The sequence below is a fragment of the Polyangiaceae bacterium genome (genome assembly GCA_015075635.1).
Lineage (GTDB): Bacteria > Myxococcota_A > Polyangia > Polyangiales > Polyangiaceae > JADJKB01.
In genome coordinates this window covers 1030809-1055051 of sequence record JABTUA010000002.1, presented here as the reverse complement: position 1 = coordinate 1055051, position 24243 = coordinate 1030809, and the positions used below count along the sequence as shown (strand labels likewise).

The 24243-nt window shown below is 70.8% G+C and carries 25 protein-coding genes; 12 read left to right on the top strand and 13 right to left on the bottom strand.

What is annotated here, in order from left to right; all coding sequences use genetic code 11:
- The first annotated feature begins 173 nt into the window (after window positions 1–173).
- Complete coding sequence (locus HS104_21130; protein MBE7482473.1) at window positions 174–1214, top strand: hypothetical protein; 1041 nt, start codon at window positions 174–176, stop codon at window positions 1212–1214.
- Window positions 1215–1306: 92 nt separating this feature from the next.
- Window positions 1307–1750, top strand: a complete 444-nt coding sequence (locus HS104_21125; protein MBE7482472.1) for a hypothetical protein — start codon at window positions 1307–1309, stop codon at window positions 1748–1750.
- A gap of 30 nt (window positions 1751–1780) precedes the next feature.
- Here the strand turns inward: HS104_21125 and HS104_21120 are convergent, their stop codons facing one another.
- Together HS104_21120 and HS104_21115 are read right to left on the bottom strand one after the other, a co-directional pair.
- Window positions 1781–3481 carry a protein kinase gene (locus HS104_21120; protein MBE7482471.1) on the bottom strand — a complete coding sequence of 567 codons (1701 nt, stop codon included), beginning with the start codon at window positions 3479–3481 and terminating at the stop codon, window positions 1781–1783.
- Entirely contained in the window at window positions 3478–3930 is a 453-nt protein-coding gene (locus tag HS104_21115) for a zf-TFIIB domain-containing protein (protein MBE7482470.1), read from the bottom strand. Before HS104_21115 ends, HS104_21120 begins: the two co-directional genes overlap by 4 nt.
- A gap of 93 nt (window positions 3931–4023) precedes the next feature.
- Between HS104_21115 and HS104_21110 the strand changes: the two genes are divergently transcribed.
- The 4 genes from HS104_21110 to HS104_21095 all read left to right on the top strand — a co-directional run bounded on the left by HS104_21110 (window position 4024) and on the right by HS104_21095 (window position 9151).
- Complete coding sequence (locus tag HS104_21110; protein ID MBE7482469.1) at window positions 4024–7149, top strand: PDZ domain-containing protein; 3126 nt, start codon at window positions 4024–4026, stop codon at window positions 7147–7149.
- Between the two features lie 87 nt (window positions 7150–7236).
- A complete protein-coding gene (locus HS104_21105) occupies window positions 7237–7548 on the top strand; it encodes a hypothetical protein (protein MBE7482468.1) in 312 nt (103 codons plus the stop codon).
- Window positions 7545–7874 (top strand): type II toxin-antitoxin system PemK/MazF family toxin, encoded by a 330-nt coding sequence (locus HS104_21100; protein MBE7482467.1) that lies wholly within the window; start codon window positions 7545–7547, stop codon window positions 7872–7874. The genes HS104_21105 and HS104_21100 overlap by 4 nt, the downstream gene beginning before the upstream one ends.
- Before the next feature lie 146 nt (window positions 7875–8020).
- A complete protein-coding gene (locus HS104_21095) occupies window positions 8021–9151 on the top strand; it encodes a hypothetical protein (protein MBE7482466.1) in 1131 nt (376 codons plus the stop codon).
- Window position 9152: 1 nt separating this feature from the next.
- Here HS104_21095 and HS104_21090 read toward each other — a convergent pair whose 3' ends face one another.
- The 7 genes from HS104_21090 to HS104_21060 all read right to left on the bottom strand — a co-directional run bounded on the left by HS104_21090 (window position 9153) and on the right by HS104_21060 (window position 13695).
- The gene (locus HS104_21090; protein ID MBE7482465.1) at window positions 9153–9566 is read right to left on the bottom strand and encodes a DUF86 domain-containing protein; all 414 of its coding nucleotides are present in this window, start codon (window positions 9564–9566) and stop codon (window positions 9153–9155) included.
- Window positions 9553–9966 (bottom strand): nucleotidyltransferase domain-containing protein, encoded by a 414-nt coding sequence (locus HS104_21085; protein ID MBE7482464.1) that lies wholly within the window; start codon window positions 9964–9966, stop codon window positions 9553–9555. Before HS104_21085 ends, HS104_21090 begins: the two co-directional genes overlap by 14 nt.
- A 29-nt stretch (window positions 9967–9995) precedes the next feature.
- Window positions 9996–10658, bottom strand: coding sequence for a hypothetical protein (locus HS104_21080; protein MBE7482463.1), 663 nt, complete (start codon window positions 10656–10658; stop codon window positions 9996–9998).
- A 41-nt stretch (window positions 10659–10699) separates the two neighbouring features.
- Complete coding sequence (locus HS104_21075) at window positions 10700–11980, bottom strand: phospholipid carrier-dependent glycosyltransferase (GenBank protein ID MBE7482462.1); 1281 nt, start codon at window positions 11978–11980, stop codon at window positions 10700–10702.
- A 6-nt stretch (window positions 11981–11986) separates the two neighbouring features.
- Complete coding sequence (locus HS104_21070; GenBank protein MBE7482461.1) at window positions 11987–12487, bottom strand: hypothetical protein; 501 nt, start codon at window positions 12485–12487, stop codon at window positions 11987–11989.
- A gap of 72 nt (window positions 12488–12559) precedes the next feature.
- Window positions 12560–13111 (bottom strand): hypothetical protein, encoded by a 552-nt coding sequence (locus HS104_21065; protein ID MBE7482460.1) that lies wholly within the window; start codon window positions 13109–13111, stop codon window positions 12560–12562.
- Complete coding sequence (locus tag HS104_21060; protein MBE7482459.1) at window positions 13108–13695, bottom strand: MYXO-CTERM sorting domain-containing protein; 588 nt, start codon at window positions 13693–13695, stop codon at window positions 13108–13110. Before HS104_21060 ends, HS104_21065 begins: the two co-directional genes overlap by 4 nt.
- Window positions 13696–14783: 1088 nt before the next feature.
- Here HS104_21060 and HS104_21055 point away from each other — a divergent pair.
- The 6 genes from HS104_21055 to HS104_21030 all read left to right on the top strand — a co-directional run bounded on the left by HS104_21055 (window position 14784) and on the right by HS104_21030 (window position 20633).
- Window positions 14784–16100: a glycosyltransferase family 39 protein gene (locus tag HS104_21055; protein ID MBE7482458.1), complete on the top strand. Its 1317-nt coding sequence runs from the start codon at window positions 14784–14786 to the stop codon at window positions 16098–16100.
- Between the two features lie 12 nt (window positions 16101–16112).
- A complete protein-coding gene (locus tag HS104_21050) occupies window positions 16113–16838 on the top strand; it encodes a pyridoxine 5'-phosphate synthase (protein ID MBE7482457.1) in 726 nt (241 codons plus the stop codon).
- Entirely contained in the window at window positions 16835–17218 is a 384-nt protein-coding gene (gene acpS, locus HS104_21045; protein ID MBE7482456.1) for a holo-ACP synthase, read from the top strand. Before HS104_21050 ends, acpS begins: the two co-directional genes overlap by 4 nt.
- Complete coding sequence (locus HS104_21040; protein ID MBE7482455.1) at window positions 17215–18762, top strand: NAD(P)H-hydrate dehydratase; 1548 nt, start codon at window positions 17215–17217, stop codon at window positions 18760–18762. Before acpS ends, HS104_21040 begins: the two co-directional genes overlap by 4 nt.
- Window positions 18763–18803: 41 nt before the next feature.
- On the top strand, window positions 18804–19934 hold the full coding sequence (locus HS104_21035) for an ATP-binding protein (protein ID MBE7482454.1): 1131 nt from the start codon (window positions 18804–18806) through the stop codon (window positions 19932–19934).
- A 159-nt stretch (window positions 19935–20093) separates the two neighbouring features.
- Window positions 20094–20633: an RNA polymerase sigma factor gene (locus HS104_21030; GenBank protein MBE7482453.1), complete on the top strand. Its 540-nt coding sequence runs from the start codon at window positions 20094–20096 to the stop codon at window positions 20631–20633.
- On the opposite strand, the gene HS104_21025 is transcribed toward HS104_21030, so the two are convergent.
- The 4 genes from HS104_21025 to HS104_21010 form a co-directional block, all read right to left on the bottom strand.
- Entirely contained in the window at window positions 20634–21320 is a 687-nt protein-coding gene (locus HS104_21025; GenBank protein MBE7482452.1) for a hypothetical protein, read from the bottom strand.
- A gap of 109 nt (window positions 21321–21429) precedes the next feature.
- Entirely contained in the window at window positions 21430–22206 is a 777-nt protein-coding gene (locus tag HS104_21020) for a biotin--[acetyl-CoA-carboxylase] ligase (GenBank protein MBE7482451.1), read from the bottom strand.
- Window positions 22203–23048 carry a carboxylating nicotinate-nucleotide diphosphorylase gene (gene nadC, locus HS104_21015; protein MBE7482450.1) on the bottom strand — a complete coding sequence of 282 codons (846 nt, stop codon included), beginning with the start codon at window positions 23046–23048 and terminating at the stop codon, window positions 22203–22205. The genes HS104_21020 and nadC overlap by 4 nt, the downstream gene beginning before the upstream one ends.
- A gap of 10 nt (window positions 23049–23058) precedes the next feature.
- On the bottom strand, window positions 23059–24213 hold the full coding sequence (locus HS104_21010) for a ferritin-like domain-containing protein (GenBank protein ID MBE7482449.1): 1155 nt from the start codon (window positions 24211–24213) through the stop codon (window positions 23059–23061).
- Window positions 24214–24243 lie beyond the last annotated feature (30 nt).

Genomic DNA, 24243 nt, shown 5'->3' with positions numbered 1-24243 from the left:
GCCTCAGTCGCCGCTCGCGTCGGGGTCTGCGTCTCCGGCGTCCGGCGAAGGGTCGATGCCGCCAGGATCGATCTGCACGCAGGGCGGCGCCGCCGGGGTCTCCCACAGCTGGGGCGTGCGCAGGCCCTGCCTGGACGGTGATACGGTAGCTCGCCGTGCAGTTCCGGAGTTCCATGCCCGGCGCTGTCGAGCGCGTCGCCGTGCGGTCGGGCACCATCGCTTACGGTGGTCCAGCCGAGAGGCGATTCGAGCTCGAGTACGCGTCATACACTCTCGAGGTCGTGTACTTCGGCGGCAGCCGGGGTGAGCCCGCGAGCCTCACGGTTTCGGCGTCATTCACCGCGCCGCTCGACCTCGGCCTGAGCGTGCAGGGCCGTGCCCCCGACATCTGGGGACGCTTCGCGCCCAGCTTCAGCGTTCACGCCGATGAGCCGGCCCGCGCTCACGCGCTGCTCACCGAGCCGGTGCAGACCGCGCTGATGCGCGCTCTTGCCCACACCGAACGTGTCAAGGACCGGCCGTGCGTCGCGCTGACCGACGCCGGGATCACCATCCTGACCCTACCGTCCGCGCAGGGGCAGCTGCCGTATGGGCCCGACGGCTATCTCACCTACCTGATGAGCGCGGCCGCCGAGGTCGTGATTACGGTCGAGGTTGTTCGAGCGAGCGTTCCGACCACAGCCTCGCTCGTGGGTCTCGCCCAACAGATGGACCTGGTGGCTCGGGACACGGGCATGCGGTTCACGTTGGCTCCTCTCGGCCTGGCGGGTCGCCGTTTGGGCATCGAGTGCAGGGCGCGCGTGGCCCGGAAGAGGGCCCTCGACTACGAGCTCGTGGTCCACGCGCGCTTTCCAGAGCCGATCCGGCTGGAGCTGGCGCTCGACGATTGCATGAAAGGACCAGCGTTCTTGACCGAGCTCTTCTTCTCGCGTCCCCGGTTCACCACCGGCGACGCCGTCTTCGACAGCTGGTTCGACCTCCGCGTCTACGATCAGGCCCGCGCGCAGGTGGTCTTCTCACCCACCGCGCGTCGCCAGCTATTGCAGCTCCGACAGTTGGGTCCCGTCAGGGGTGACGACACCGGGCTGACGCTGCGCCTCGCGGTGGCGGGCGCGACGGGCGCGAGCGTGCTCGGGGCGCTGGGTCGAATCTCGGACGCCGCCGCGACGATGCTGGGCAAGCGCTTGCCCGGCGAGGGCCCGGCGTATCGCTGAGCCGTCGGTGCGTCTCGAGAGCTCGCTCACCTCTTCGGCGCCACCGAGTCCGCGACCCTGTGTGCATCGTCCACCGAGTGGTAGGCTTGGGCATGCTCCGGACTTCACTCTTGGTGGCTGCCCTGCTGGTTGCGTGCGGAGGTGACGACTCGAAAAGCGGTGTCGACGCCGGAACCGGCGGAACCGGCGGCACCGGCGGCACCGGCGGCAGCGACGGCGGCTCGGTCTGCCCGAGCCCGGTGGTTCCTCCGAACGGCATGGGGAGCTGCGCCGGAGGTGGCAACCACGTCTCCTTCCCTCCGGCTGGGATCGATTGCCAGAAGGCGTGTGGCAACTACAAGGCGCTGTGCGCGTCCGGCTGCAGCATCAGCCCCTTCGACTTTTGCGATGAAGCGGGGTGCCTCGCGGACTGCGAGGCGGGCAAGACTGGGTTTGGATTCGGCAACGCGCTGGCGGGGTGCTCGGCGGGCACCGGCGACTGCTCTTGCCTGAAGGACTGCCTGAACGCCGCGTGTGGCGACTTGCCTCCGATTTGAATTGGAGCTGGCAGCGGGCGCGCACCAACCTCACCCCTTAGGCGCCACCGAGTCCGCCACCGTCGCGGTGTCGCCGCTGTGAGGCCCGGAGCCGGTCAGGGTCGTCGCGCCGATCTCGAGCTCGGGGCCGCTGCCGACGGGGCGCGACTTCGCGAGGTCCCGCTCGACCATCGCGACCAGCTCGGAGAGCGCGCGCTTGCCGGCGCCCTCGCGGGCGACCCCTCGCTCGAGCGCCTCCTCGAGCTCCGCGGCGCTCTGCGGGCGCTTTGCCGGGTCGATCTGCATCGCCCGCTCGATCGCGTCCGCCAGCGGCTTCGCGTCGGGGCGGAGCTCGGTCAGCCGCTTGCGGCGCCCCTCCAAGATCGCCGCCACGATGGCCGGCTCGCTGTCGCCGCTGAACGGTCGGGTCAGCGTCGCGGTCTCGTACAGCAGCACGCCCAGGGCGAACACGTCGGTGCGCGCGTCCACCTCGCCCGCCGAGATCTGCTCCGGGGCGGCGTAGGCCAGCTTGCCGCGCATGTGACCGGTCTTGGTGTGCGTGGCGCGGGTGGCGGCGCGGGCGATGCCGAAGTCGATGAGCTTCACCTCTCCCTCGCGGGAGATCAGCACGTTGTGCGGCGAGACGTCGCGGTGCACGATGCGGAGCGGCTCGCCGTCGTGCCGGCGCAGCGTGTGGGCGTAGTGGAGGGCGGACGCCAGTGAGACGCCGATCTCACTCACCGCCGCGAGCGGCAGCTCGCGGTGGGCCAAAGCGGAGTGGCGGAGCAGCACCGCCAGCGGCAGACCCTCGACCAGCTCCATGGCGATGTACGGGCGCACGTGGGAGCCCGGGCCGCCGGTGCCGAAGCTGTAGACCTCGACGATGTTCGGGTGCCGGAGCTCGGCGGCGAGGCGGGCTTCGTCCAGGAACATCGCGCAGAGCTCGACGTTGTCCACCAGATCGCGGCGAACTCGCTTCACCGCGGCGACGCGCTTCTTGCCCAGCAGCCCCACCGCTTCGGCGACGAACACCTCCGCCATGCCGCCGGCGCCCAGGAAGCGTTGCAGCGCGAAGCCGGGCACGCGGCCCTCCGCGCCTTCGAGCGCGACGCGGAACTGCGCCAGCATGCGCGACGCGATGAACGCGCTGGCGATGGCCGCGGCGGTCACCGCGCCGATCAGCGGCACCGGCATGCCGATGAGCGCGGCCACGTCGAGGAAGCCGGCCAGGAACACCAGCCCCACCGCCGGCAGCGCCGAGCGCCACTGGCTCTTCGGCCAGAACGCCGCGATGGCCAGCGCCTCCGAGAGCTGGAAGGCGCCGCAGGCCACCGCGAACAGCGCTGCCGACGGCAGCGTCAGCACGCGCTGCGGTACGCCGACCGCCGCGCTCGTTGCCGGGAGCATCTCGACCAGGAACGCCGCCACCAATGGAATGGGCACGCCGACGACGCCGAGCCAGGTGCGGTAACGCGCGGCGCGCGGCTCGTCCGACGGGATGACCGCCGCCGTGCCGGCCACGAACGACACGATGGAGAGCGCCACCAACGCGCGCATCGCCAGATCCGGCACGACGCCGGCCATGAGCAGGCCGGCGGCGATGGAGGTGAGCCCCGCCAGCGCCATCGCCACGCTGGTCAGCCGCGTGCCGAGCGGCCAGAGCTCCCCCCGCGGCCAGCCCCAGCACAGCGCGGCCACCGCGAAATCGAAGCCCGCGACGACCAGGGCGTAGGCGGTGGGGAGCTGGCTCACCCCTTCTTCCGAAACACTCCCGACAGCGTCGCCCACAGCCGCCAGCGCAGCGGGATGACGTCGCCGGCCTCGGCCTGGCTCCGCTCGAAGAACTTCTCCAGCGCCTGGAGCTCCCCGGCGTCCAGCCAGATGCCGCAGCCCTCGGGGCAGGTGTCGATGACGATCTGCGAACAGTAGGCGTACTCGCGCGTGTCCATCTCGGTGCCGCACTTCGGGCAGCCGACCGGGCTGGTGTCCGTCTGCGCGACCTTGTTGATGCTGCGGGCCACGGTGTCCGGGAGGTTCTCGAGCACCTTGGAGTAGTCGTTCTCCTTGGCCTCCTGAATCGCCTCGAGCTCGCCCTTGTCGAGCCAGATGCCGCCGCAGGCGGGGCAGGCGTCGATCTCGATCTTGGCCTCGTAGGTCTTGGTCTCGAGCTGGCTTTCGTCACGGGGACAGGTCAGGGACATGGCCCGCCGAGCCTAACAGGAATTTCCAAGGAAACAGCGCTCGCGCGCATCGAAGCGGCTGACTTTCGGTCCTCGCACTATACTGCCCGTCCGATGCGAATTCTGGAGCGGCTCGGCCGCGCGATCGTCGTCCTGGGGGTGTTCGCCCTCGCCTCCTTCTTCGCGCTTCGCTTCGGCACCGGTGGGCTGTGGAAGGGCCTCGAGGCCGCCCACGCGGTGAGCGCGCCCGGCGAGAGCAAGGCGCCCTACGACCTGACGCAGCTGACGGCGGTCAACGAGACACTCAAGACCATCCGCGACAAATACGTCGAGCCGGGCCGGGTCAAGCCCCAGCAGATGTTCCTGTCCGCGCTGAACCAGGTCCAGAAGGAGGTCGCGCAGGTCATCATCCTCCACGACGAGAAGTCGCCCACGGTGAAGGTGCGCGCCGACACGGAGGAGAAGGAGTTTCGCGTCGACAACATCCAGGGCCCCTGGGACGTCGCGGCGCGGCTGCGCGAGGTGTTCGCGTTCCTGCAAGCGAACCTGAAGGACACCGAGGTCGATCTGCGCGACATCGAGTACGCGGCCTGCAACGGCATGCTGCGCACCCTCGACCCGCACAGCGTGTTTTTGAGCCCCGAGGCCTACAAGGAGATGAACCTCTCCACCTCGGGCCATTTCGGGGGTCTCGGCATCGTCATCTCCATCCGCGATCAGCAGCTCACCATCATGCGCCCGATGCCGGACACGCCGGCGGGACGCGCCGGGCTGAAGCGGATGGACCGCATCATGAAGATCAACAACGAGTCCACGCTGAACATGCCGCTCGACGACGCGGTCAAGCGCCTGCGCGGCAAGCCCGGCTCGAAGGTCACCATCTGGGTACACCGGGACGGCAACGACGGTTGGCAGGGCGTGCGCCCGTTCGAGCTGACTCGCGAAGAGATCCGCATCAAGAGCGTGGACTACCGCTCGCTCTCGCCCGGCATCGGCTACGTGCGCCTGAAGCAGTTCCAGTCGAGCACCTCCGACGAGCTGGACGCGGCCCTGGCGGATCTCGCCAAGGGTGAGCCCATCAAGGGCCTCGTGCTCGACCTGCGCGGCAACCCCGGCGGCCTGCTCGATCAGGCGGCGAAGGTCGCCGACAAGTTCCTGGAGACCGGCCCCATCGTGGCCACGGTCGGCGCTGCCGAGGGCCGCGAGGAGAAGAAGGCCGTGCCGCGGGGCACCGAGCCGAACTACCCGATCGTGGTCTTGCAGAACGGCTCGAGCGCCAGCGCCAGCGAGATCGTCGCGGGCGCGCTGAAGAACCAGGACCGCGCGGTCATCGTCGGCCAGACCAGCTTCGGCAAGGGCACCGTGCAGCTGGTGTTCCCGCGCATCACGCCGGACGGCGCGGCGCTCAAGCTGACCATCGCGCAGTACCTGACGCCGGGGGACGTGTCGATTCAGGGCGTGGGCGTCGCACCGGACGTGCAGCTCGACCCCATGACCGCCGACACGCTGGAGATGGATCTCTACAGCGAGGAGAGCCCGGTCAAGGAGCGCGACCTGTCCAAGAGCCTGGGCGGCGCGCTGAAGCGCTCGAGCGACCGCCCCTCGTACAAGCTGCGCTACAACCTGCCGGAGGCGGAGCGGGCCAAGATGCGCGATCTGGGGGGCGATCTGGAGGACGAGTTCCAGCTCGATTTCCCCATCGCGTTCGGCCGGGACCTGGTCGCCAAGCTGCCCCAGGCCAAGCGCCCCGATCAGCTGCGCGCGTCGAAGGCCGTGGTCGAGAAGGCGCAAGACGGACAGCTCCAGGCCGTCGCCGCCGACCTCACGAAGCTGGGCATCGACTGGAGCCCCGCGCCCAAGGACGCCAAGGGCCCGAGCGCGGAGGACTACGAGCTCAAGCTGGAGACCGACCGCAAGGCGGACACGGTCAGCGCCGGTGAGCCGATGAACCTCAAGGTCACGGTGAAGAACAACGGCAAGGAGCCGATCTACCAGCTGCGCGCGCTGACCAAGAGCGACGGCGGCTATTACGACGAGAAGGAGCTGGTGTTCGGCAAGGTCGAGCCCGGCAAGACCCGCACGGCCACGGTGCCCTTCGGCTGGTGCGAGCTCGACGGGCGAAAGCCCGGCAGCACCAAGCCGCTGCCCACCGACGCCAAGCGCGTGTGCAAGATCCCCCTCGACGCCATCACCCGGCAGGACGTGGTGAAGGTACGCTTCTTCGCCGAAGGCGGCGCGGCGCCCAAGGACCAAGAGCTCCGGCCCACGGTGCAGAGCCTGCCGCGTCCGGCCTTCGCCTTCTCGTACCAGATCACGGACAACCGCCCCGGCAACGGCGACGGACAGGTGCAGCGCGGCGAGGGCGTCACGCTCTACCTGACCGTGAAGAACGTGGGGACCGGCAGGTCCTTCGAGACCCAGGCCAACATCCGCAACCTGACCGGCGACGGCCTGTACCTGCGCGCCGGACGCTTCGAGCTGCCCAGCATGAACCCCGGCGACGTGCGCGAGGTCGCCTTCACCTTCGACGTGCTCGACGGGCTCACCGACAACTTCGCCAAGGTCGAGATGAGCATCGCGGACCGCGATCTGCGCGTCGTGTCCAGCGAGAAGATCGTGATCCCGATCACGCGCGCCGGCGTGTTCGTGAACCAGGCGGGCGGCAAGGTCGTCGCCGAGTCCGCCGCGCAGGTGCGCGGCCAGCCGCTGGCCAGCGCGCCCCTGGTCGGCGAGGTCGCCAAGGGCTCCGGGCTCGATCGCCTCGGGACCTTCGGCGCGTTCACCAAGGTGCGCATCGACGGCGATCGCTTCGGCTTCGTGGAATCGTCCGCCATCAAGGACGGCGCGGGGGCGAAGCTCGTCTTCAAGCCGCACCTGACCCACTCGCCGCCGCTGATCGAGCTCAAGCCCGCGTCGCTCGCCATGCGCGGCGACAAGGTGAAGATCGAGGGTACCGCGACCGACGGTGACCGCGTGCTCGACGTCTACGTGTTCGTCGGCTCGCACAAGGTCTTCTACCAGTCGAACCGCAAGGGCTCGGATCCGCTCAAGCTGGGCTTCACCTTCGACGCCAGCCTGAACCCGGGCATGAACGTGGTCACGGTGGTGGCTCGCGAGAACGAGGACACGGCCAGCCGGCACACCATCGTGGTGCGCCGCGACGGCCCGAACGGCGAGGCCTTGACCACGCCCAAGAGCGACGAGTTCGGCGCCGACTGGGAGTTCGTGGGCGGAGACTGAGGGTCGTCCGTCGTCCCGCCGCCCGTGCGACGTTGCCGGCCGCGTGCCGCGTTGCCGGCCGCGTGCCGCGTCCATATACTCGAGCCTATGCAGATACTCATAGAGCTGGACAGGGAGACCTTCCGGCGGCTGGAGGCCGCGGCACCGGCGAAGTCACGCAAGCGATCTGCCTTCATCCGCGCGGCGATTCAGCGCGCGCTGTGGGAGCTCGAGGAGGAGAAGACGCGGCAGGCCTACCTGGTCACGCCCGACCACGACCCTCCGGCGTTCGATGCTGCGGCGTGGGAACCGTTGCCGCACGGCGGGTTCGACGCACCCGAAGCGTCACCTCGCGCGCGCCGCACCCGCAGCGCGGGTACGGCGCGCGTTCGCAAGGGCGTTCGCAAGGGCGGTCGATGAGGCAGTACGAGATCCGTTGGGTGCGGCTTCCAGAGCCCGTCGGTCTGCGTCCTTTGTTGCTGCTCAGTCGAACACCGGCCTACGCCTACTTGTCGAAGGTGCTCGCCGCGGAAGTGACCACCACCGTACGAGGCATTCCGCAGGAGGTGCGCCTTGGCACGCGTGACGGGATGCCCAAGCCCTGCGCGGCAAAGCTCGACAACGTTCATCTCGTACCGGTTCGCTCCATCGGTCGTTTGATGACCGTGCTCCCCGTTCCCCGGATTCCGGAGGTGAAGCGGGCCTTGGGGCACGCCTTGTTCTGGACCGAGCTGATGGCGTTGTAGGTCGCGGGGCGGCCTGGAGCTGGTCGAAGGGACGACGCGGGCCGATTCCGAGCCACGAAATATTCAACGCCCCCAAATCTTTCTCCGCGCTGGCGCGTTCCATGGGACAGCCCGCGCGCGCTCGAAGCCCGGGCCTGGAGGGTCCGATGAGTGCTCGAGGCCGTAGCCTGGTCTACGCGGTCGCCGCGGTGTTTTGTGCTGGACTGATCGCATTTGCTGCCCACGCCGTGAAGAACCGCCGGGGCCACTCCGGCGACGCTTCCTCCCCCGTCGCCGTGGCCGCGGACGGAGGTGTGCGGATCGGCGAGCCGATTGTGCTCGAAGATCTGACGCTGTTCCCGATCTTCTCCGCCACACAGACCGATCCCGGCCCGATGACGACGCTGGCCGCGGCGCTGGGCGCCGGCGCTGCCGAGGTGCGGGAGGTGGGAGCCGAGGAGGCTGCCCCGTCGAGCTCGCGCCACACTCGCCACGGGCGAGAGCGCTCCGGTCCGGTGGTGAACACGCTGGTCATCGCCAATCACGGCGACAAGGCCATCTACGTGCTGGCCGGAACCGTGGTGAAGGGCGGCAATCAGGACCGGCAGATCGCTCAGGACTTCGTGGTGGCGGCGCGGACCACCGTGCCCGTGGACGCGTTCTGCGTGGAGCAGGGCCGCTGGACCGGCGAGCGCGAGGGCGTCGGGACGCAGGGGAAGTTCGAGGCCGTCGAGGCGCTCGCCAACTCGAAGGTGCGCGCCGCGGGCCAATACGAGTCGAGCCAGGGCGAGGTCTGGGCGGAGGTCGCGAAGGTCAACTCGGCGCACGGCAAGCAGAAGGCCTCGGGCACGCTGATGGCGACGCTGGACGACGCCGAGGTCAAGGCGGCGCGCGAGGGTCTCTCGAAGCGGATCTCGCAGGCGCTCGGCAAGGCGCGGCCGTCCGACGAGCTGGTCGGCATGGCCTACGCGGTGAACGGCCAGGTGCGTGGCGTGCGCTGGTTCGCCAGCCACGAGCTGTTCCTGCTGTTTCAGGGCACGCTGGCGAACACCGCGGCGAGCGACGCGCTCACCGCCCGCGGCGGCGCTGCCCCGAAGCCAGCTCCGCCGATGGTCGCGGCCGACGTCGGCGGCTTCATGCGCGAGATCGATCGGGCCAAGGCCGAGGAGAAGAACACCAGCGCCGGCAACGTGAACGCCTACAAGAAGGCCAAGGCGGGCTACGGCTCCTCGACCACCTACAAGCCCAGCCCGGCGAAGGCGGCGGTGCCGCTCAGCTCGGACTACGTGGCGAAGTGAGTCAGGTGGCTCCGGCGACCGCCCTCGCGAACGCCTCGAGCTCGTCCAGGTCGTTCCGGAGGATCTCGTGGATCGTCGCGTGGTCGACGTCCAGGTACATGTGTACGAGCACGTTCCGCAAGCCGGCCCAGCCTTCCATCTTCTTCGCCAGGTCTGGAGGGAGCACGCCGCGCTGCTCCAGAGTTCTGAACGCCTCGCGGTAGGTGACGGGCGTCTGCCAGCCCTTGTCGGCGATCAGGTGACTCGCCAGATCGAGCGCGCACTCCGCCGCCAGGTGGAGCCAGCGCTCGGCCTGCGCCTGCAAGGCGCGATCGGCCAGGAACGTCTCTCGCTCCACGCTGGCCAGCTCTCGCAGGCTGGTCAGGAGCTCCTCCAGCCTGGCGAGCCTCCTGGCGAAGACCTCACGATCGACCAAAGCGGCCCTCCTCGAGTCTCTCCCGCCGTGCCCGGTCGTGGATCTCCCTGAAGTAGCGCTCGTCCTCGGACGCGCTCACCGTCGCCACGAAGAACCGCACGTAGGCCGTTCGATCGGCCACCGTGAGGAGGCGCCCTTGCAGCGCGCGGTGCGCGAGCAGCGGCGGCGCGTCGTTGAGCACGACGACGTCGACCTGTCCGAGGTCGCCGAGCTCACCGCTCAGCCGGGCTCGCAGGCGGAAGCGTTCTGCCGCGGAGAGCGCCGGGGACAGGAATACGGCAACGTCCCAGTCCGAATCGGCGCGGGGCGTACCCGCCGCGCGAGAGCCGAACAGCAGCGCAAACAGGATCTCCGGCACGGATTCGAGGCGTCGAGTCAGCTCTGCTTCCGTGTCGGCCACGAAGAGCAAGGTACCACGACCACCTCGCCTCAGCTCTCCGGAACTCGTGCGCTCTTGCGCTTCTGGTACGCCACGAGCTGCTGCAGGCCGACCAGCGCCGCAGCCACGATCGTGCTCTCGACCAGGTGGCGCGACAGGAACGCGAGGATGGGCCGGGTCCAGCCCGACACCGCCTCGCCGAAGTAGACGGTGAGCGTCATCCACAGGAGCTGCCCCGCCGCGCCCGCTACGAGCACCCAGGGCCAGCGCGCGCGGGCCGCGCCGGCGAGCACGCCGATGGACGGCAGCGGGACGAAGAACAAGAGGTACACGCCGAAGCGCGTGAACATACGCTCCAGGAACAGGATGATCCGCGAGAAGCGCGGCGCGCGTTGCTCAGCCCAGCGCACCGCCGCCTCCCCGTACAAGAGGCCGAGCCCGAAGCCGGCCACGATCCCGAGCAGGCGGCGCAGAGTGCCGACCACCACCAGGAGCGCCGCGGGCACGTTGGGCGCGGCCAGCACCACGTGCCGGCCCTCCGGCGAGATGGCCACCAGCCAGAGCGGGTGCTCCACCACGAGGTAGGGCGAGAGCGCCGTGCCGACGGCGTTGGACAGGGCCACGAAGGCGATCAACGCGAACACCGCGTGGCGCGCCCGCGGGGGGACGCCCGCGAGGGGCGTGATGGCCGAAGGCGCTGCGGTCGCGGTCACGAGCATCCTTCCGTAACGCGGCGGCGGGCCGAGTCAAGGCGTCAGCGCCAGCGCGTGAGAAAGAGCCGGGCTTCGACGCCGGCCCGTGAGAGCGGCAGCTGTCCCCAGACCGGGGCGTAGAAGAAGGAGACCTGCCCGACGATCAGGAGCGCGACGAGCCCGGCGGTGCGGAAGCGGCTCCGGACTTCGTCGAACAGCGTGGTGACCAGCACCAACCCGAAAGCGTAGGCCGGCAAGTAGTGGTTGAGGTAGGAATCCCTGTTCGAGATCAGCCACGGCGCGATCGGGGCACACCAGCACACCAGCAGTAGCAGGCGGCGCGAGCCCGCGCCCGAGATGCCACGGACTCTGGAGACCGCGGCGCGGAGGCCGTGCTTCCTGAGAGCCAGGAGCCCGGCGACGAGCAGCGACAGCGCGGCGAACACCACGGCCACGTCCACCAGCCACCAGAGCAGCGGGTTGCCCAGTGACGTCATGATCCGCGTGCGGCCGTCGCTCATCGGGTCGTTGCGCATTGGCAGCGGGCGCGTGGGCAGGTACCACTCGTACCAGTGAGACAAGAGCGGGTGCTTCCAGTGCGTCAGGCCCGCGTGGTGCAAGTAGAGCCGCTTCGTCTCTGACACGACCCCGGAAATGCCGAACGGCCGCTTCGCCATCCAGAGGCCAATGCTGAACCACCCGACATAGGCAGCCGGCGCAAGCATCACCGTCAGCGACGACAAAAGCGGCGAGCGCTTCGAGAGCGCTGCCCAAACCAGCACCGGCACGAACACCACGGCGCTGTACTTGATCGCGCAGGCGGAGCCGAGCAGCAGTGCAGCCGCCGCGACGCCCAGCGCAGATCTCGAGCGCACGGCCACGACCACGGCGCCCAGGCACAAGCACGCCAGCATGCCGTCGAGCAGCGCAGTGCGCGAGTACGCGATCAGAAAACCGTCTGCCGCGACGAAGGCGGCTCCGATCCAGAAGCTGGTCTTCCGTCCGGTAGCCCAGCTGGCGAGCAGCCCCGCCAGGACGATGCTCAGCGAACCGAGCAGGAACGGCGCGAGCCGCCAGGCGACCGAGTTGTCGCCGAGCAGGTGCATCGGAAGCGCCAAGAGCAGCTTGCCCAGCGGGGGGTGGTCGTTCAGATCGGGCAGCCCCGCCAGGTAGTTGCGAGCGTTCAGGACGAAGTGGTGCTCATCCCAGCTGAAGCCGCGAGGGAAGTGCAGCCGCTGTGCGCGGAGCACGACTCCGAACACGATCAGCACCAGGCAGGCGAACACCAGCGGGGCGTCGGGGGCTGGGGCGCGCAGTCGTCGGAGCAGGGATCTGGCGCTCATTCGACCTCAGCGCCGGTCTGGGCGCACGGTGCAGGCCATCGGTGACACGAGCCAGGAGCTCATCGGTGGTTCGAACTCGCCGCCGGCAGCGAAACGCCGGCGCACTCCGCGCACCCGAGCGAGCACCCTCACGCGGCAGCTCGCGATGAAGCGTTCGCGCGCCTCGCGAGGCAAGCCGACCACCTCGTCCGCCGCGACGCGATCGGCGATGGCAGGAACGGCGAACAGGTTCGGCACGAGCAGATCGCGGCGGTCGACCGTGAGGCACGGGATCAGCGCGCCGTTCGGCTGTTCGACGCTACCCCCGGAGCGGTATTTGCAGGCGTACCCCCAGGGCGCGTCGTCGAGGCTGCACGCCAGGCCGTGCACGTCGCTACTGACCAGAGTGATGTCGACGTCCACGACCGCGCCTGCGTGGAACTCGCCCGTTGTCCCAGAGCAGAACAGGAAGGGCGCGAGACCGAGCCAGAGCAGCACGGTGGCCCACTGCGCCACGGTCGAGGACATCGGCGGGGAGTCAAGACGGCGCGCGGCCCGTCGTCAATCGGGTCGAACGTGTGCGGAGGCGGCGCGCCGTGGTCACTCGACGACCGGGAACGGGAACACCTCCCACACCCCGCGATCCGCTCGCCAATACGCCTCGAAGCCGCGATACAGGAACGTGGAGCCCTCGCACAGGAGCAGGCCGTTCACCTCGACGTCGCTGTCGCCGGGTGGGCCGAGCGGCTCGAAGTACGCGCCCTTCTGGTAGCCGCCGAGATCTCCCGGTGCGTCGAACACGATACGCACCTTCTGCGGCGGACAGGGCGTGTCTTGCTCGTCCACCACGACCCAGTCGTGGCGCACCGCGGCCTGGAGCACCGTGGTCTCGAGCGCGCGGACCCGGGGGGAGGAGGGCGCCGCGCTCGCCGCGGTACTCGTCGTCGCCACGGAGGCCTCCCGCGTCTCGCGGGCCGGTGGGCGCGGGCGCTCGGACCGCGTGCGGCGCGGGCGCTCTTCACTCGCCGTGCGCTCGGGCGTCGCGCTCGCCGCCGCCGTCGTCCGCGGCTTCGCTCGCCCGAAGCCGAGCCAGACCGCTGCCGCCACCAGGCCGAGCGCCAGGGCCAGCAGCGCTCCGCGTCTCGCGTTCACGCGCGCACCCGCCGGCGTCGAGCCGCGACCAGGCCGAGGCCGAGCAGGGCCAAGGCGCCGAAGCCCGAGCTCGGAGCGCTGCCCGTGGTGCGGCAGGCGCAACCGCCTTCTGCATCCTCGGACAGCACCTTGGTCTTCTGGCCCGGACCTGCCGCGGTCTTGCTGCCGCTCCCGCCGCTCGGGTCGATGGCGCCGCTGCCACCGGTTCCGCCGGACCCGCCGCTGCCCGCGGGTGCGGGCTTGGGCAGCGCGTCGTCCATCAGGTAGATCTCCGAGCCGCTGCCGCGCACCAGCACCGGGCGCGAACGCAGCTTCGGTCCGACCGGCAGGGCTTCCAGATCTTTGGCCGCCCACTTCACGATGGCCGCGGAGTCGAAGCCCCAGGTGTCGAAGGCCGCCGGATCCGGAACATGCCGGCGGACCTCGCCGTCGATGACCCAGACCTCGGGGCTGCCGTCGTCGGACTGCACCAGGAGCGGATTGTCTGGCAAGGCGGCATCCTCGGTGATGGCGGCGAGAGCCGTGTCGGCGACGGGCATCACGTCCCAGAACTCCGAGAAGCCCCAGTCGTCGAAGCTGGTCATGTCCTTGACCAGCCGGCGCACGCCGGCGGGGATGACCGGCTCGCAGTCGAGGGTGGCCGGGCTCTGCTGGAGCTCGGCGTTGGCGCCGCCGGCGCTGTCGATGCCGTAGGCGTGAACCGCGTGGGGCTTGCCGTCGTGCAGCGAGAGCGGCGAGGCGACCTCGAAGCCGTGCTTGCAGGAGCCGAGGGGCGTGCACAGGTCCTGGCGATCGATGTTGGCGTCGATGGGCACGCCCTTGGCGCTGGCGTCGCCCGCCGGTCCGCCGAAGTACAGGTGCACCGCGATGCTCTTCGCCGGCGCGTCCGTGTCCTGCGACCAGCCCCAGACGCGCTCGCAGCTCGCGCCGTCCAGGTAGCCCTTCGGCTTCGCGTTCACCGGCTCCGGCGGTAGGGCAGCGGTCCACCAGGTGGTCTGCTTCTTGGCGCCGGTCCAGGCCCAGCTGATGTGCACGTGATCGGTGTGCGGGTTGGTCCCCGTGTACGCCTTCCAGCCCGCTGTCGCGCACGAGGCGTTCGGCGAGCGATAGGCGCCCCAGATCTTGCTGTTCCAGATGAAGTACATCATGCCCAGGCGACGGGCGTTCGCGCAGGCGTTGCCGTGCTGATCGGTGTCGAGCAGCCAGTCGATGACCGTGTCCGCGATGTCCCGCTGGGCGGTGTTGTAGTAGTTGACCTTCCAGTCCCAGGCGCGGCCTTCCTTGTGCTCGCTGGTACCGCCGCTGCTGCAAGCGCGCGTGATGCCGTAGTCGCCGGTGCTCGAGTAGGTCTTCAGGATCAGATCCTTGAAGCTCACCACGCCGGGCTTGGCCGTGGGATCGCAGGTGTCCTGGGCGTCGTAGCTGGCGAAGGGATCGCAGCTCTTGCCGAAGCTGGGCGTTGGCGGTGGCTGAGCCGCCTGGGCCCGAGCGGAGAGGGTGCCGATCGCGAGCAGACCAAGCAGGTGGAGCGGGCGCACGTGCGCGAAGAGTGCAAGGGTCGAACCAGGGGAAGTGTGGGCATTTGTCGGCGAATTCGGCGGGTCCGGGTGCCAACCCGAGGTTTGCAGCGACAAGCGACGGTTGGCGCCCTTTCCTGGTAGAGAGTCGCCTCGTGCCGGGCTCACGAAAGAGACTGGACCTGCTCCTCCTGGGCTGGTGCGCGGTAGCGGTCGCCATCGGCGCCTGGCTGCGCGTGCAGAACCTGGGCGAGCCGCCCGGCCTGGGCTGGGACGAGCACCACTTCGTGCGGAACGCGCAGAACCTCCTCCAAGGTCAGCGCGATCTGAACGACCACCCGCCGCTCGGCAAGCTGCTCATCGCCCAGTCCATCCACTGGTTCGGCGATCACTCGCTGAGCTGGCGCCTGCCCGCGCTCGTCAGCGGCCTGCTCAACATCGCGCTCGCCTCGCTGCTCGCGGCGAGGCTGTTCCGGAGCTGGCGGGCCGGCGCGCTGGCCGCGGCGTTCGTGGCCGGGGACGGCTTCTTCGTCGCCTACTCGCGGGCGGCGCTCCTCGACGGCTGGGTCGCCACGTTCACGCTGGCAACGGCCTGCGCCATCGTGCGCGCCAAGACCGCCTGGCAGATCGCGCTCGCAGCGCTGCTGATGGGCCTGGGCTGCGCGGTCAAGTTCAACGTCGTGGTGATGCTGGCGCCGATCGCGGCGGTCGCGCTGTTCGGGCGAGCGCCGCGATGGAGCGTGGCGCTGCTCGGGCTCGCACCGCTGGCTTACTTCCTGGTCTACCGGCACGGCCTCGTGCTGGGGCACCAGCCGCACGGCGTGCCCGACGTGATGGCCGCCACGCGGGCGCTGTTCGTCCACCACGCGGGCCTCACCGAGATGAAGCACGCGCTGGTGTCGAGCTGGTACGCCTGGCTCGTCCCGACGAAGCCGGTCGCGATGCGCTTCTCCGAAGTCGATGGCGTGGTGCGCAGCATGAGCTCCATGGGCAACCCGCTCTTGTGGTGGGCGGTGAGCCTGACCGTGATCGCCAGCGCCGGCGCCGCGCTCTCCACCCTCTGGGAGCGCGGGCGGGCCAAGCTCCGCGCGCGTCCGACGCCGCTCTCGACCATCGGCGCCGTGGACCCGGGCGAGCTTTGGGCGCTCTGCCTGTGGGCGCTGCCCGTGCTGCCCTGGGTGGTGTCTCGGCGCGACTCGTACGTGTACCACTACCTCCCGGCCTACGGCTTCGGGGTGGTGCTCGTCGCCGGCAAGCTCGCCCGCCTGCTCGACGAGCGACGGCGCGCGGGCTGGCTCGGCGCCGGCGTCATCACCTTGTGCGCCTGGTGGGTCGCGCCGGTGTCGGCGGAGATCCCGGTGACTCGCCTGGGCTACGAGCTCAGGCTGTGGCTGCCGGCGTGGCGCCGCGCGAGCCCCAAGCTGCCCGCCCCAATCCCCGCGCTTTCCGCCGTTCCGCCCGCGGCGCGGTAGTATGCTCCCGGCGTGATCCGCTTCCACGTCAACATCGACCACGTCGCGACGCTGCGCAACGCGCGCGGCACGCGCTACCCCGATCCGGTCTTCGCCGCCCAGCTCTGCGAGCAAGCCGGCGCTCAGGGCATCACGCTGCACCTGCGCGAAGATCGGCGGCACATCAAGGACGACGACGTGGAGCGTTTGCGCGCGGCCGTCACCACGCTGATGAACCTGGAGATGGCCGCCACCGACGAGATGACGGCCATCGCCCGGCGCGTGCGCCCGGACGTGATCACGCTGGTGCCCGAGCGGCGCGAGGAGCGCACCACGGAGGGCGGGCTCGACGTGATCGGCACGCGGGCGGCCGTCGAGAAGGTCGCGGCGATGTGCCGCGAGACGGGCATCAAGCTCAGCCTGTTCATCGCGCCGGACTTCGAGCAGATCGCCGCCAGCCGCGCCCTGGGCGCGGAGCAGATCGAGCTGCACACCGGGGAGTATTGCCACCTGACCGGGCAGGCCCGGGCCGCGGAGCTGGAGCGTCTGAGGCAGGGCGCGCTCCGGGCTGCGGAGCTCGGCCTGGAGGTGGCCGCGGGTCACGGGCTCACCCGCCACAACGTCGGCGACGTTGCCGCCATCGAGCCGATCGTCGAGCTGAACATCGGCCACGCCGTGATCGCGGACGCAGTGTTCGTGGGCTTGCCCGCCGCCGTGCGCGACTTCCGCGCCGCCATCGACCGAGCGAGAGGCGCATGATCGTGGGCCTGGGCATCGACGCGTGCAGCGTGCCCCGCATCGCCAGCGCGCTCGAGCGCTTCGGCGAGCGGTTCTGGGAGCGCGTGCTCACGCCTCGCGAGCGCGTGGACCTCGCGGCGCGCAAGGCGGACCGCGCCACGGCGCTGGCCGGACGCTTCGCGGCGAAGGAGGCCTTCAGCAAGGCGCTCGGCGCTCCGAAGGACGTGTGGTGGCACGACGTCGAGGTGCGCCGCGCGGCGAACGGCGCGCCGGAGCTGGTCGCGCACGGTCCGGCGCTGCCCCACCTCGAGCGCCTGGCGGTGAGCCGAAGCTTGGTTTCCATCAGCCACGACGGCGGCGTGGCCGTCGCCGTGGTCGTCCTCGAGGCAGGTGGCGCATGATCCCCGTGCTGTCCCGCGAGCAGATGCGCGAATTCGACCGCCACGCCATCGAGGCGTGCCGCGTGCCGGGTGTCATCCTGATGGAGAACGCCGGGCGCAACGCGGCAGGCATCGTGCTCCGCGCGCTCGGCGACCGGCAGGCAGAGATCGTGATCGTGGCTGGCGGCGGCAACAACGGCGGCGACGGCTTCGTGGTTGCGCGCCGGCTGCTCGCCCAAGGCCACCCCGCGGAGGTGTACCTCCTGGGGGAGGCGCAGCACCTGAAGGGTGACGCCCGCGTGAACCACGACGCCTGGCGCGGGCTCGGCGGGCGCGTGACGGCGGTGACCGACGACGCCGGGGTGATGGCGCTGTCGGCGGCGCTGGCCGCCCTCGGTCCGGAGGACGTGATCGTGGACGCGCTGCTCGGCACGGGCCTCGATCGCGCGGTGGAAGGCGCGCTCGCGCAGGTGATTGGCGCGATCAACGAGAGCGACGCGCGGGTGTTCGCCCTGGACGTCCCTTCGGGGCTCGACGCCAACACCGGCGCGGTGCTCGGCGTCGCGGTGCGAGCCGCGGACACCGTCACCTTCGCCCACCTGAAGCTCGGCCTGCTCACCCCCACGGGTGCGGAGCACTCGGGCGACGTCCACGTCGTGGACATCGGCGTGCCCGGCGAGCTGTTCCGCGAGGTCGGCTGCTCGGCGCTCTTGTTCGAGAGCGACGACGCCAGCGAGCTCGTCGTCCCGCGCGGCGTGGCGACCCACAAGGGCTCGGCGGGGCACGTGTTCGCCGTTGCCGGTTCCGCCGGCAAGACGGGCGCGGCGCTGCTCTGTGCCCGCGGGGCGCTGCGCGCCGGAGCGGGCCTCGCGACCATCTGCACCTTCCCCGACGCCGCGGACACGCTGGACCAACGCGTGCTCGAGGAGATGACCGCGCGCATCGATCCCGCCCTGCTCGAGGCCTCGCTGGACGAGTGTCTCGCGCGCGCGGACGTGGTGGTCGTCGGCCCGGGGCTCGGCTTGGACGAACGCGCGCAGCGGGTCGCCGAGCACGTGGTCTTGACCTGGAACGGCACGAAGGTCGTCGATGCCGACGCGCTCAGCGCCTTCGCGGGTCGTGCGGCGGAGCTCGCGCGGGCTCGCGGCCAGCTCATCCTCACGCCGCACCCCGGCGAGCTCGGGCGGCTGCTCGGCACGAGCGCCGCGGACGTGGAGCGCGATCGCTTCGGCGCCCTCGCCCGGGCCGTCGAGCTGACGCAATCCGTGGTGCTGCTGAAGGGCGCGCGTACGCTGGTCGGCGCTCCCGGCGAGCTGCCGCTGGTGACCGCCGCGGGCTCGCCGGCGCTCGCCACGGCCGGCGCGGGGGACGTGCTCGCCGGAGTCATCGCGGCGTTCGCCAAGACCACGCCGCCGCGGCTCGCGGCCATGCTCGGCGCGCACGTGCACGCGCTCTCCGCGGAGCGGTGGGTCGAGCAGCGCGGCGCGGACCGCGGCCTGGTCGCGCACGAGGTGGCGGACGGCGTGCCGGGGGTGCTCGCTCGGCTGCTGGGTGCCTCCGAGTGAATCGGAGGGAGCACTTCCAGAAAATTGTGTAAATTGGAGTTATGTACTCCAGACTGCTGCGTGCCCCCAGGAAGAGCTTCCTGTTGCTCGGCCCGCGCGGCACCGGGAAGTCCATGTGGGTCCGGGGCGCGTTTCCCGACGCGGTGTACCTCGATCTCCTGGAGTCCGACCTCTACACGGAGCTCCTGGCGTCGCCCTCCCGGCTCGAGGCCAAGATCCCGCCGAAGCACCGGGGCTGGGTCGTGGTCGACGAGGTGCAGAGGATCCCCGCGTTGCTAGACGAGGTTCACCGCCTGATCGAGACGCGACGGATCAAGTTCGGGCTCACGGGGTCGAGCGCTCGCAAGCTGCGGAGCCGCGGCGTGAACCTGCTGGCGGGGCGCGCGCTCTCGATGACCATGCATCCGTTGACCGCTGCCGAGCTGGGCGGCGACTTCGAGCTCGAGCACTCGCTGCGTTTCGGGCAGCTCCCGAGCGCCTACGTGGACGCCGATCCGATGGCGTTCCTCAAGACCTACGTGAAGACCTACCTGCGCGAAGAGGTGATGCAGGAAGGGCTGACCCGGAACCTGGCAGCGTTCGCGCGCTTCCTCGAGTCCATCAGCTTCTCTCAGGGGATGTTGCTGAACGTGTCGGCCGTGGCTCGCGATTGCCACGTCGAGCGCAAGGTCGTGGAAGGCTACGTGGGGATCCTGGAAGACCTCCTCCTCGGCGTGCGCCTTCCGGCCTTCCAGCGCCGCGCCAAGCGCCGAGTGACGGCGCACCCGAAGTTCTACTTGTTCGACGCGGGCGTCTACCGCGCGGTCCGCCCGCGGGGGCCGCTCGACTCACCGGACGAGATCGACGGTCCGGCGTTCGAGACGCTCCTGCTCCAGGAGCTGCGGGCCCACAACGACTATCGAGATCTGGGCTACCAGATGTTTTACTGGCGCACAGCGACGGGCGTCGAGGTGGATTTCGTGCTGTACGGCGAGCGCGGCCTGCACGCCTTCGAAGCCAAGCGAGCGTCACGGCTCCGGAGCTCGGACTACGACGGCCTCCGGGCCTTCGCGGCGGACTACCCCTCCGCGACCTGTACGCTCGTGTACGCCGGGACCAAGGCGTTCAGCGAAGGCGCCATCCGGGTGCTGCCGCTGCCGCACGCTCTGGCTGAGCTCCCGCGGCTGCTCTGACACCTGCCCGCTTGGCAGCCGGCGCCCCCGCGATGCCAGATTGACACGCCCCCTGCGTCCCCGGGGACGCGCGAGATCCCGATAAAACGCGGGGATTCTTGCGATCTCGAGCCTGGCACGTGGCTTGCGAAGAGCCGCGCTCGGAGGCCGATTCCCCCGATGCTCACCCAGACCCAGATCCCGACCCGCCCGCTGCGCGACGAAATCACCGAGATCCTGCCCGCGCTGCGCGCCCGCGCGCTCAAGCTCTGCCTGAACGCCAACGAGGCTCAGGATCTGGTGCAGGACACGGTGGAGCGGGCGCTGCGCTTCGAGTCCAGCTACCAGCCCGGCACGAACCTGCGCGCTTGGATGCAGCAGGTGCTGTTCAGCGTGTTCGTCACGCGCTGCCGTCGGTTGCGCCGCGAGCGCCGCGCGCTCGAGTCGTTGACCACCGATCCTTGCGCGTGGACGCACTCCGAGTCCGGCCCGGCGATGACGGCGCTGTCGCCCCGCGTGGAGCGCGCGCTCGCCGAGTTGCCGCGCCCGTTCGGCGACGTGGTGCGGCTGGTGGATCTCGACGAGCGCTCCTACAAGGACGCCGCCGCGATGCTCGGCGTCCCGGTGGGCACGGTGATGAGCCGCTTGTTCCGCGGGCGGCGCCTGTTGGCGGAGAGCCTGCGCGAGGTCAGCTTCGAGGCGCTGGCCGAGGCGGCGTGATCAGTTACCGGCGAGGGCAGCGAGGGTGATCTCGACCACGCCGTTCTTCGCCGGCAGCTCGAAGTAGCCCCAGGCGTCGTAGCCCGCGTTGAAGCTCTCCGCGTCGTCCTTCGAGCCGAACACCGGCACGCGGATGGCGTACTTGCCGGGAGGCGGGCTCAGCTTCGTGTAGCACTGGCAGCCGTTCTTCTCACCGTACTGGTAGGTGTAGCCGCTCCACTCGGTCTCGACGGGCTTCGCGTTCGTGACCTCGATGGCCTGCATCATGCAAGCGCCGCAGGCGATGCAGCCCATTCCGGTCTCGCTGCATTCCGCCATGCAGTCCGCGCTGTGCGGGACCTCGGTCTGGTATCCGTCCGCGCACGAGTACAGATCCCAGTTCAGCTGGCAGTCCTCGCGCATCCAGAGCGACGGGCCGATGGGGTTCACGAAGCGGATCTTGGTGGGGTAGGGGCCCGGCTCGGTCGTGGGCACCGCGCACTCTTGCGGCATGCCGCCGGTGCCACCGCCGCCGACGTTGCCGGTGCCGCCGCCGCCGACGTTGCCGGTGCCGCCGGTACCGCCGCCGCCCGTTCCGCCGGTGCTGCCGCCGCCGGTACCGCCAGCGGCGTCGTTGTCGTCGGTCTTGCCGCCGCAGGCGGCGGTCACGAGCAGGGCGAGGGTGGAAACGGCGAGCAGCTTGGTCATGGCGGGGCCCTCAGCAATCGGTGTGCCGCGAGAGAATCCTGGGAAATTCGCGGGAGCTCCCAGTGAGCCACTGGCACACTGGCACAGCTCTGGCGCCGAGAGTCGCGGCTCAGACGAGCTCGACCCCGCCGGAGCGCGCGTGCGCCTCTTCGCCGTCGTCGGCGCGCACGACGAGCGCACCGTCGGCGGCAATCCCCGCCGCCGTTCCGGTCACGTGATCCACGCGCACGCGCCGGCCGAGGAGAGCGTCGCAGGAACGCAGCTCGTCGAGCACGGGCCGGAGACCGTCGCGCAGGTGAACGGCCAGGCGACGCTCCAGCGCCGCGAGCAGCTCGACCAGCACCTCCTCGCGGCTCGGGTCGGGATCGCCCTCCAGCGCGAGGGAGGTCGCGATACCGCGGAGCTCGCTCGGAAGCTCGCGCATCGCGACGTTCAGACCGACGCCGATGACCAGCGCAGACACGCGACCCGCTTCGAGCTGGCTCTCCAGCAAGATGCCCGCGAGCTTCGCGTCGCCGACCAGCACGTCGTTCGGCCACTTCACGCGCACGGCGCCGGTCACGCGCCGAGCGACGACGTCGCGCACCGCGAGCCCCACGGCCAGGGTCAGGGTCCCGGCCCGCTCAGCCGAGAGCTCGGGCCGGAGCAGCACCGAGCAGAGCAGGTTCTCTCCCGGCGGAGAGGTCCAGCGCGCGCCGCGCCGCCCGCGCCCGCGCGTCTGCGCGTCGGCGACGAAGGTCGCGCCGTGGGGCGCGCCGCTTCGCGCCGCTTCCATCGCGTCGTCGTTGGTCGAGCCGGTCTGTGCGACGGCGCTGAGCGGCTCGCCGAGCCCCACGCCGCGCTCGCGACAGAGGGCGAGGAAGCGCGCCCGGTCGAACGCGCTCATCCCAGGCGTTCCAGATCGAGCGCGATGTCGGCGCTCGGCGCCGAGTGGGTGAGCGCGCCGGAGCTGATCACGTCCACGCCGGCGGCCGCCAGCTTCGCGATGCGCTCGAGGGTGATGCCGCCCGAGACCTCGACCAGAGCCTTGCCCTTGGCCTTGGCCACGCCCGCCGCGACGTCCGCCTCGGCGAAGTTGTCGAGCATCACGATGTCGGCGCCCGCCTCGAGCGCCTGGTCGAGCTCCGCGAGCGAGGCCACCTCGACCTCGATCTTCGAGGTGTGGGGCGCGCGGGCGCGGGCCCGCTCCACGGCGACGCCGATGCCGCCGGCGGCCTGGATGTGGTTGTCCTTGATCATCACCGCCGAGCCCAGCGTGTCGCGGTGGTTGTGCGCGCCGCCGGTGCGCACGGCGTAGCGCTCCAGCGCGCGCAGCCCGGGCGTGGTCTTGCGCGTGTCGGTGACGCGGGTCTTGCTGCCCGGCGGCAGGGCGCGCACGTAGGCGCGCGCCAGCGTCGCGATGCCGCTCAAACGCTGCGCGAAGTTCAGCGCGGTGCGCTCCGCCATCAAGAGCGAGCGCGCGCTGCCCTCCGCGACCCAGAGCACGTCGCCTCGCTTTGCGTCGGCGCCCTCGTCCAGCAGGCGCTCGACGCGCACGCCGGGGTCGACGCGGTAGAACACCCGCGCGAAAACGTCACCGCCGCAAACCACCAGATCCTTGCGCGCCACCGCGCGGGCCACGGCGCGGGCGTCGGCGGGCACGGTGGCCTCGGTGGTGAGGTCGCCGCCCTCCAGATCTTCGGCGAGCGCCGCGTCCACGATGCGATCGAGCAGGCTCGAGACGAACACGGCCCAGACCCTAACACGGAGCGTGAACGACTGGCTCGGGACGCGGGGCGGCGCCCGCGAGCAGCGCGCGGGCGCACGGCGCGATCACCTCGCGCACGGCGACGTGAGCCGCCTCCTGGAGCTCCGCCGGGCTCAGGCGCCCAGCGCCCTGGAAGACCTCCGCGGAGACGTCCAGCGCTCGATCGGCCGTGTCCAGCACCGGCACCGTCAGGGAAGCGAGCGCGCCCTCGAGCGCCAGGCGTACGCCGGCGCCCCCGGCATCCAGCGCGAAGGCGAGGAAGCGGAAGGCCAGCGCCGCGTGCCGCTCTTCGTCGTCGGCGATGCGCGCGAGCGCCGTACGCACCGCGGGATCGCTCGCGCGCTCCAGCGCCTGTCGCGCCGCCAGGGCCGCGATGGTCTCCGCCACGCCGCCCTCGCGAAACGCCGCGACCGCGGCGGCCTCGAGCGAGCGGGGCTCGATCGCCCCGGTCTCGAGCGGACCGGGGCCGAGCTTCCGCCCGCCGAAGCGCTCCGCGAGCCCGAAGCAGAGCCGCGCGTGCTCGATCTCGTCGGCCATCGCCCGCTGCGCGTCCGCGATCAGCTCCGGCGGCGCCCCGAAAGCGAGCAGCTCCAGCGTGAAGCGCGCGAAGCTGGCGATGCTGGCGTGCTCCATGCGCGCGTCGCGGAGCCAGGCCTCGGCGATGGAACCGCTCCTCTCGTCCGCCGGCTCGAAGCGCGCGAGCCAGTCCTCGCGCGGCACCGCCGGCGCCAAACGCACGACGCCGTCCACGCTGAACGGCCGGCCGCAGCAGGCGCCCTCGCAGAAGGCGTAGCAGCACTGGCCGCTCTCCTCCCAGCCGGCCTGCGCGGTGTTGCAGCAGCTGTTCTGCACCAACCCTGCCGGCGGGCAGTTGCCCACGACGTCGCCGCCTTGCGGCGGGTTGTTCGCGATGTTCCAGGCCTGCTCCGGCGTGAAGCAGTCCTCGACCTTGGTGCCGTAGGTGCAGGTCACCGCCGGCTTGCCGCCGGTGCCGCCGGTGCCGCCGGTGCCGCCGCTGCTCGTGGTTCCGCCGCTGCCCGCGCTGCCACCGCTGCCGGTCGGGTCCTCGCTGGTGTTGCCGCCGCAGCCGAGCGGCAAGAGCAGGGCTCCCAAGATGACACTCCGGAGTCGGTCGCTGGCGTTCATCTCGGGGAGCGTAGCATCACCGCGCCACCC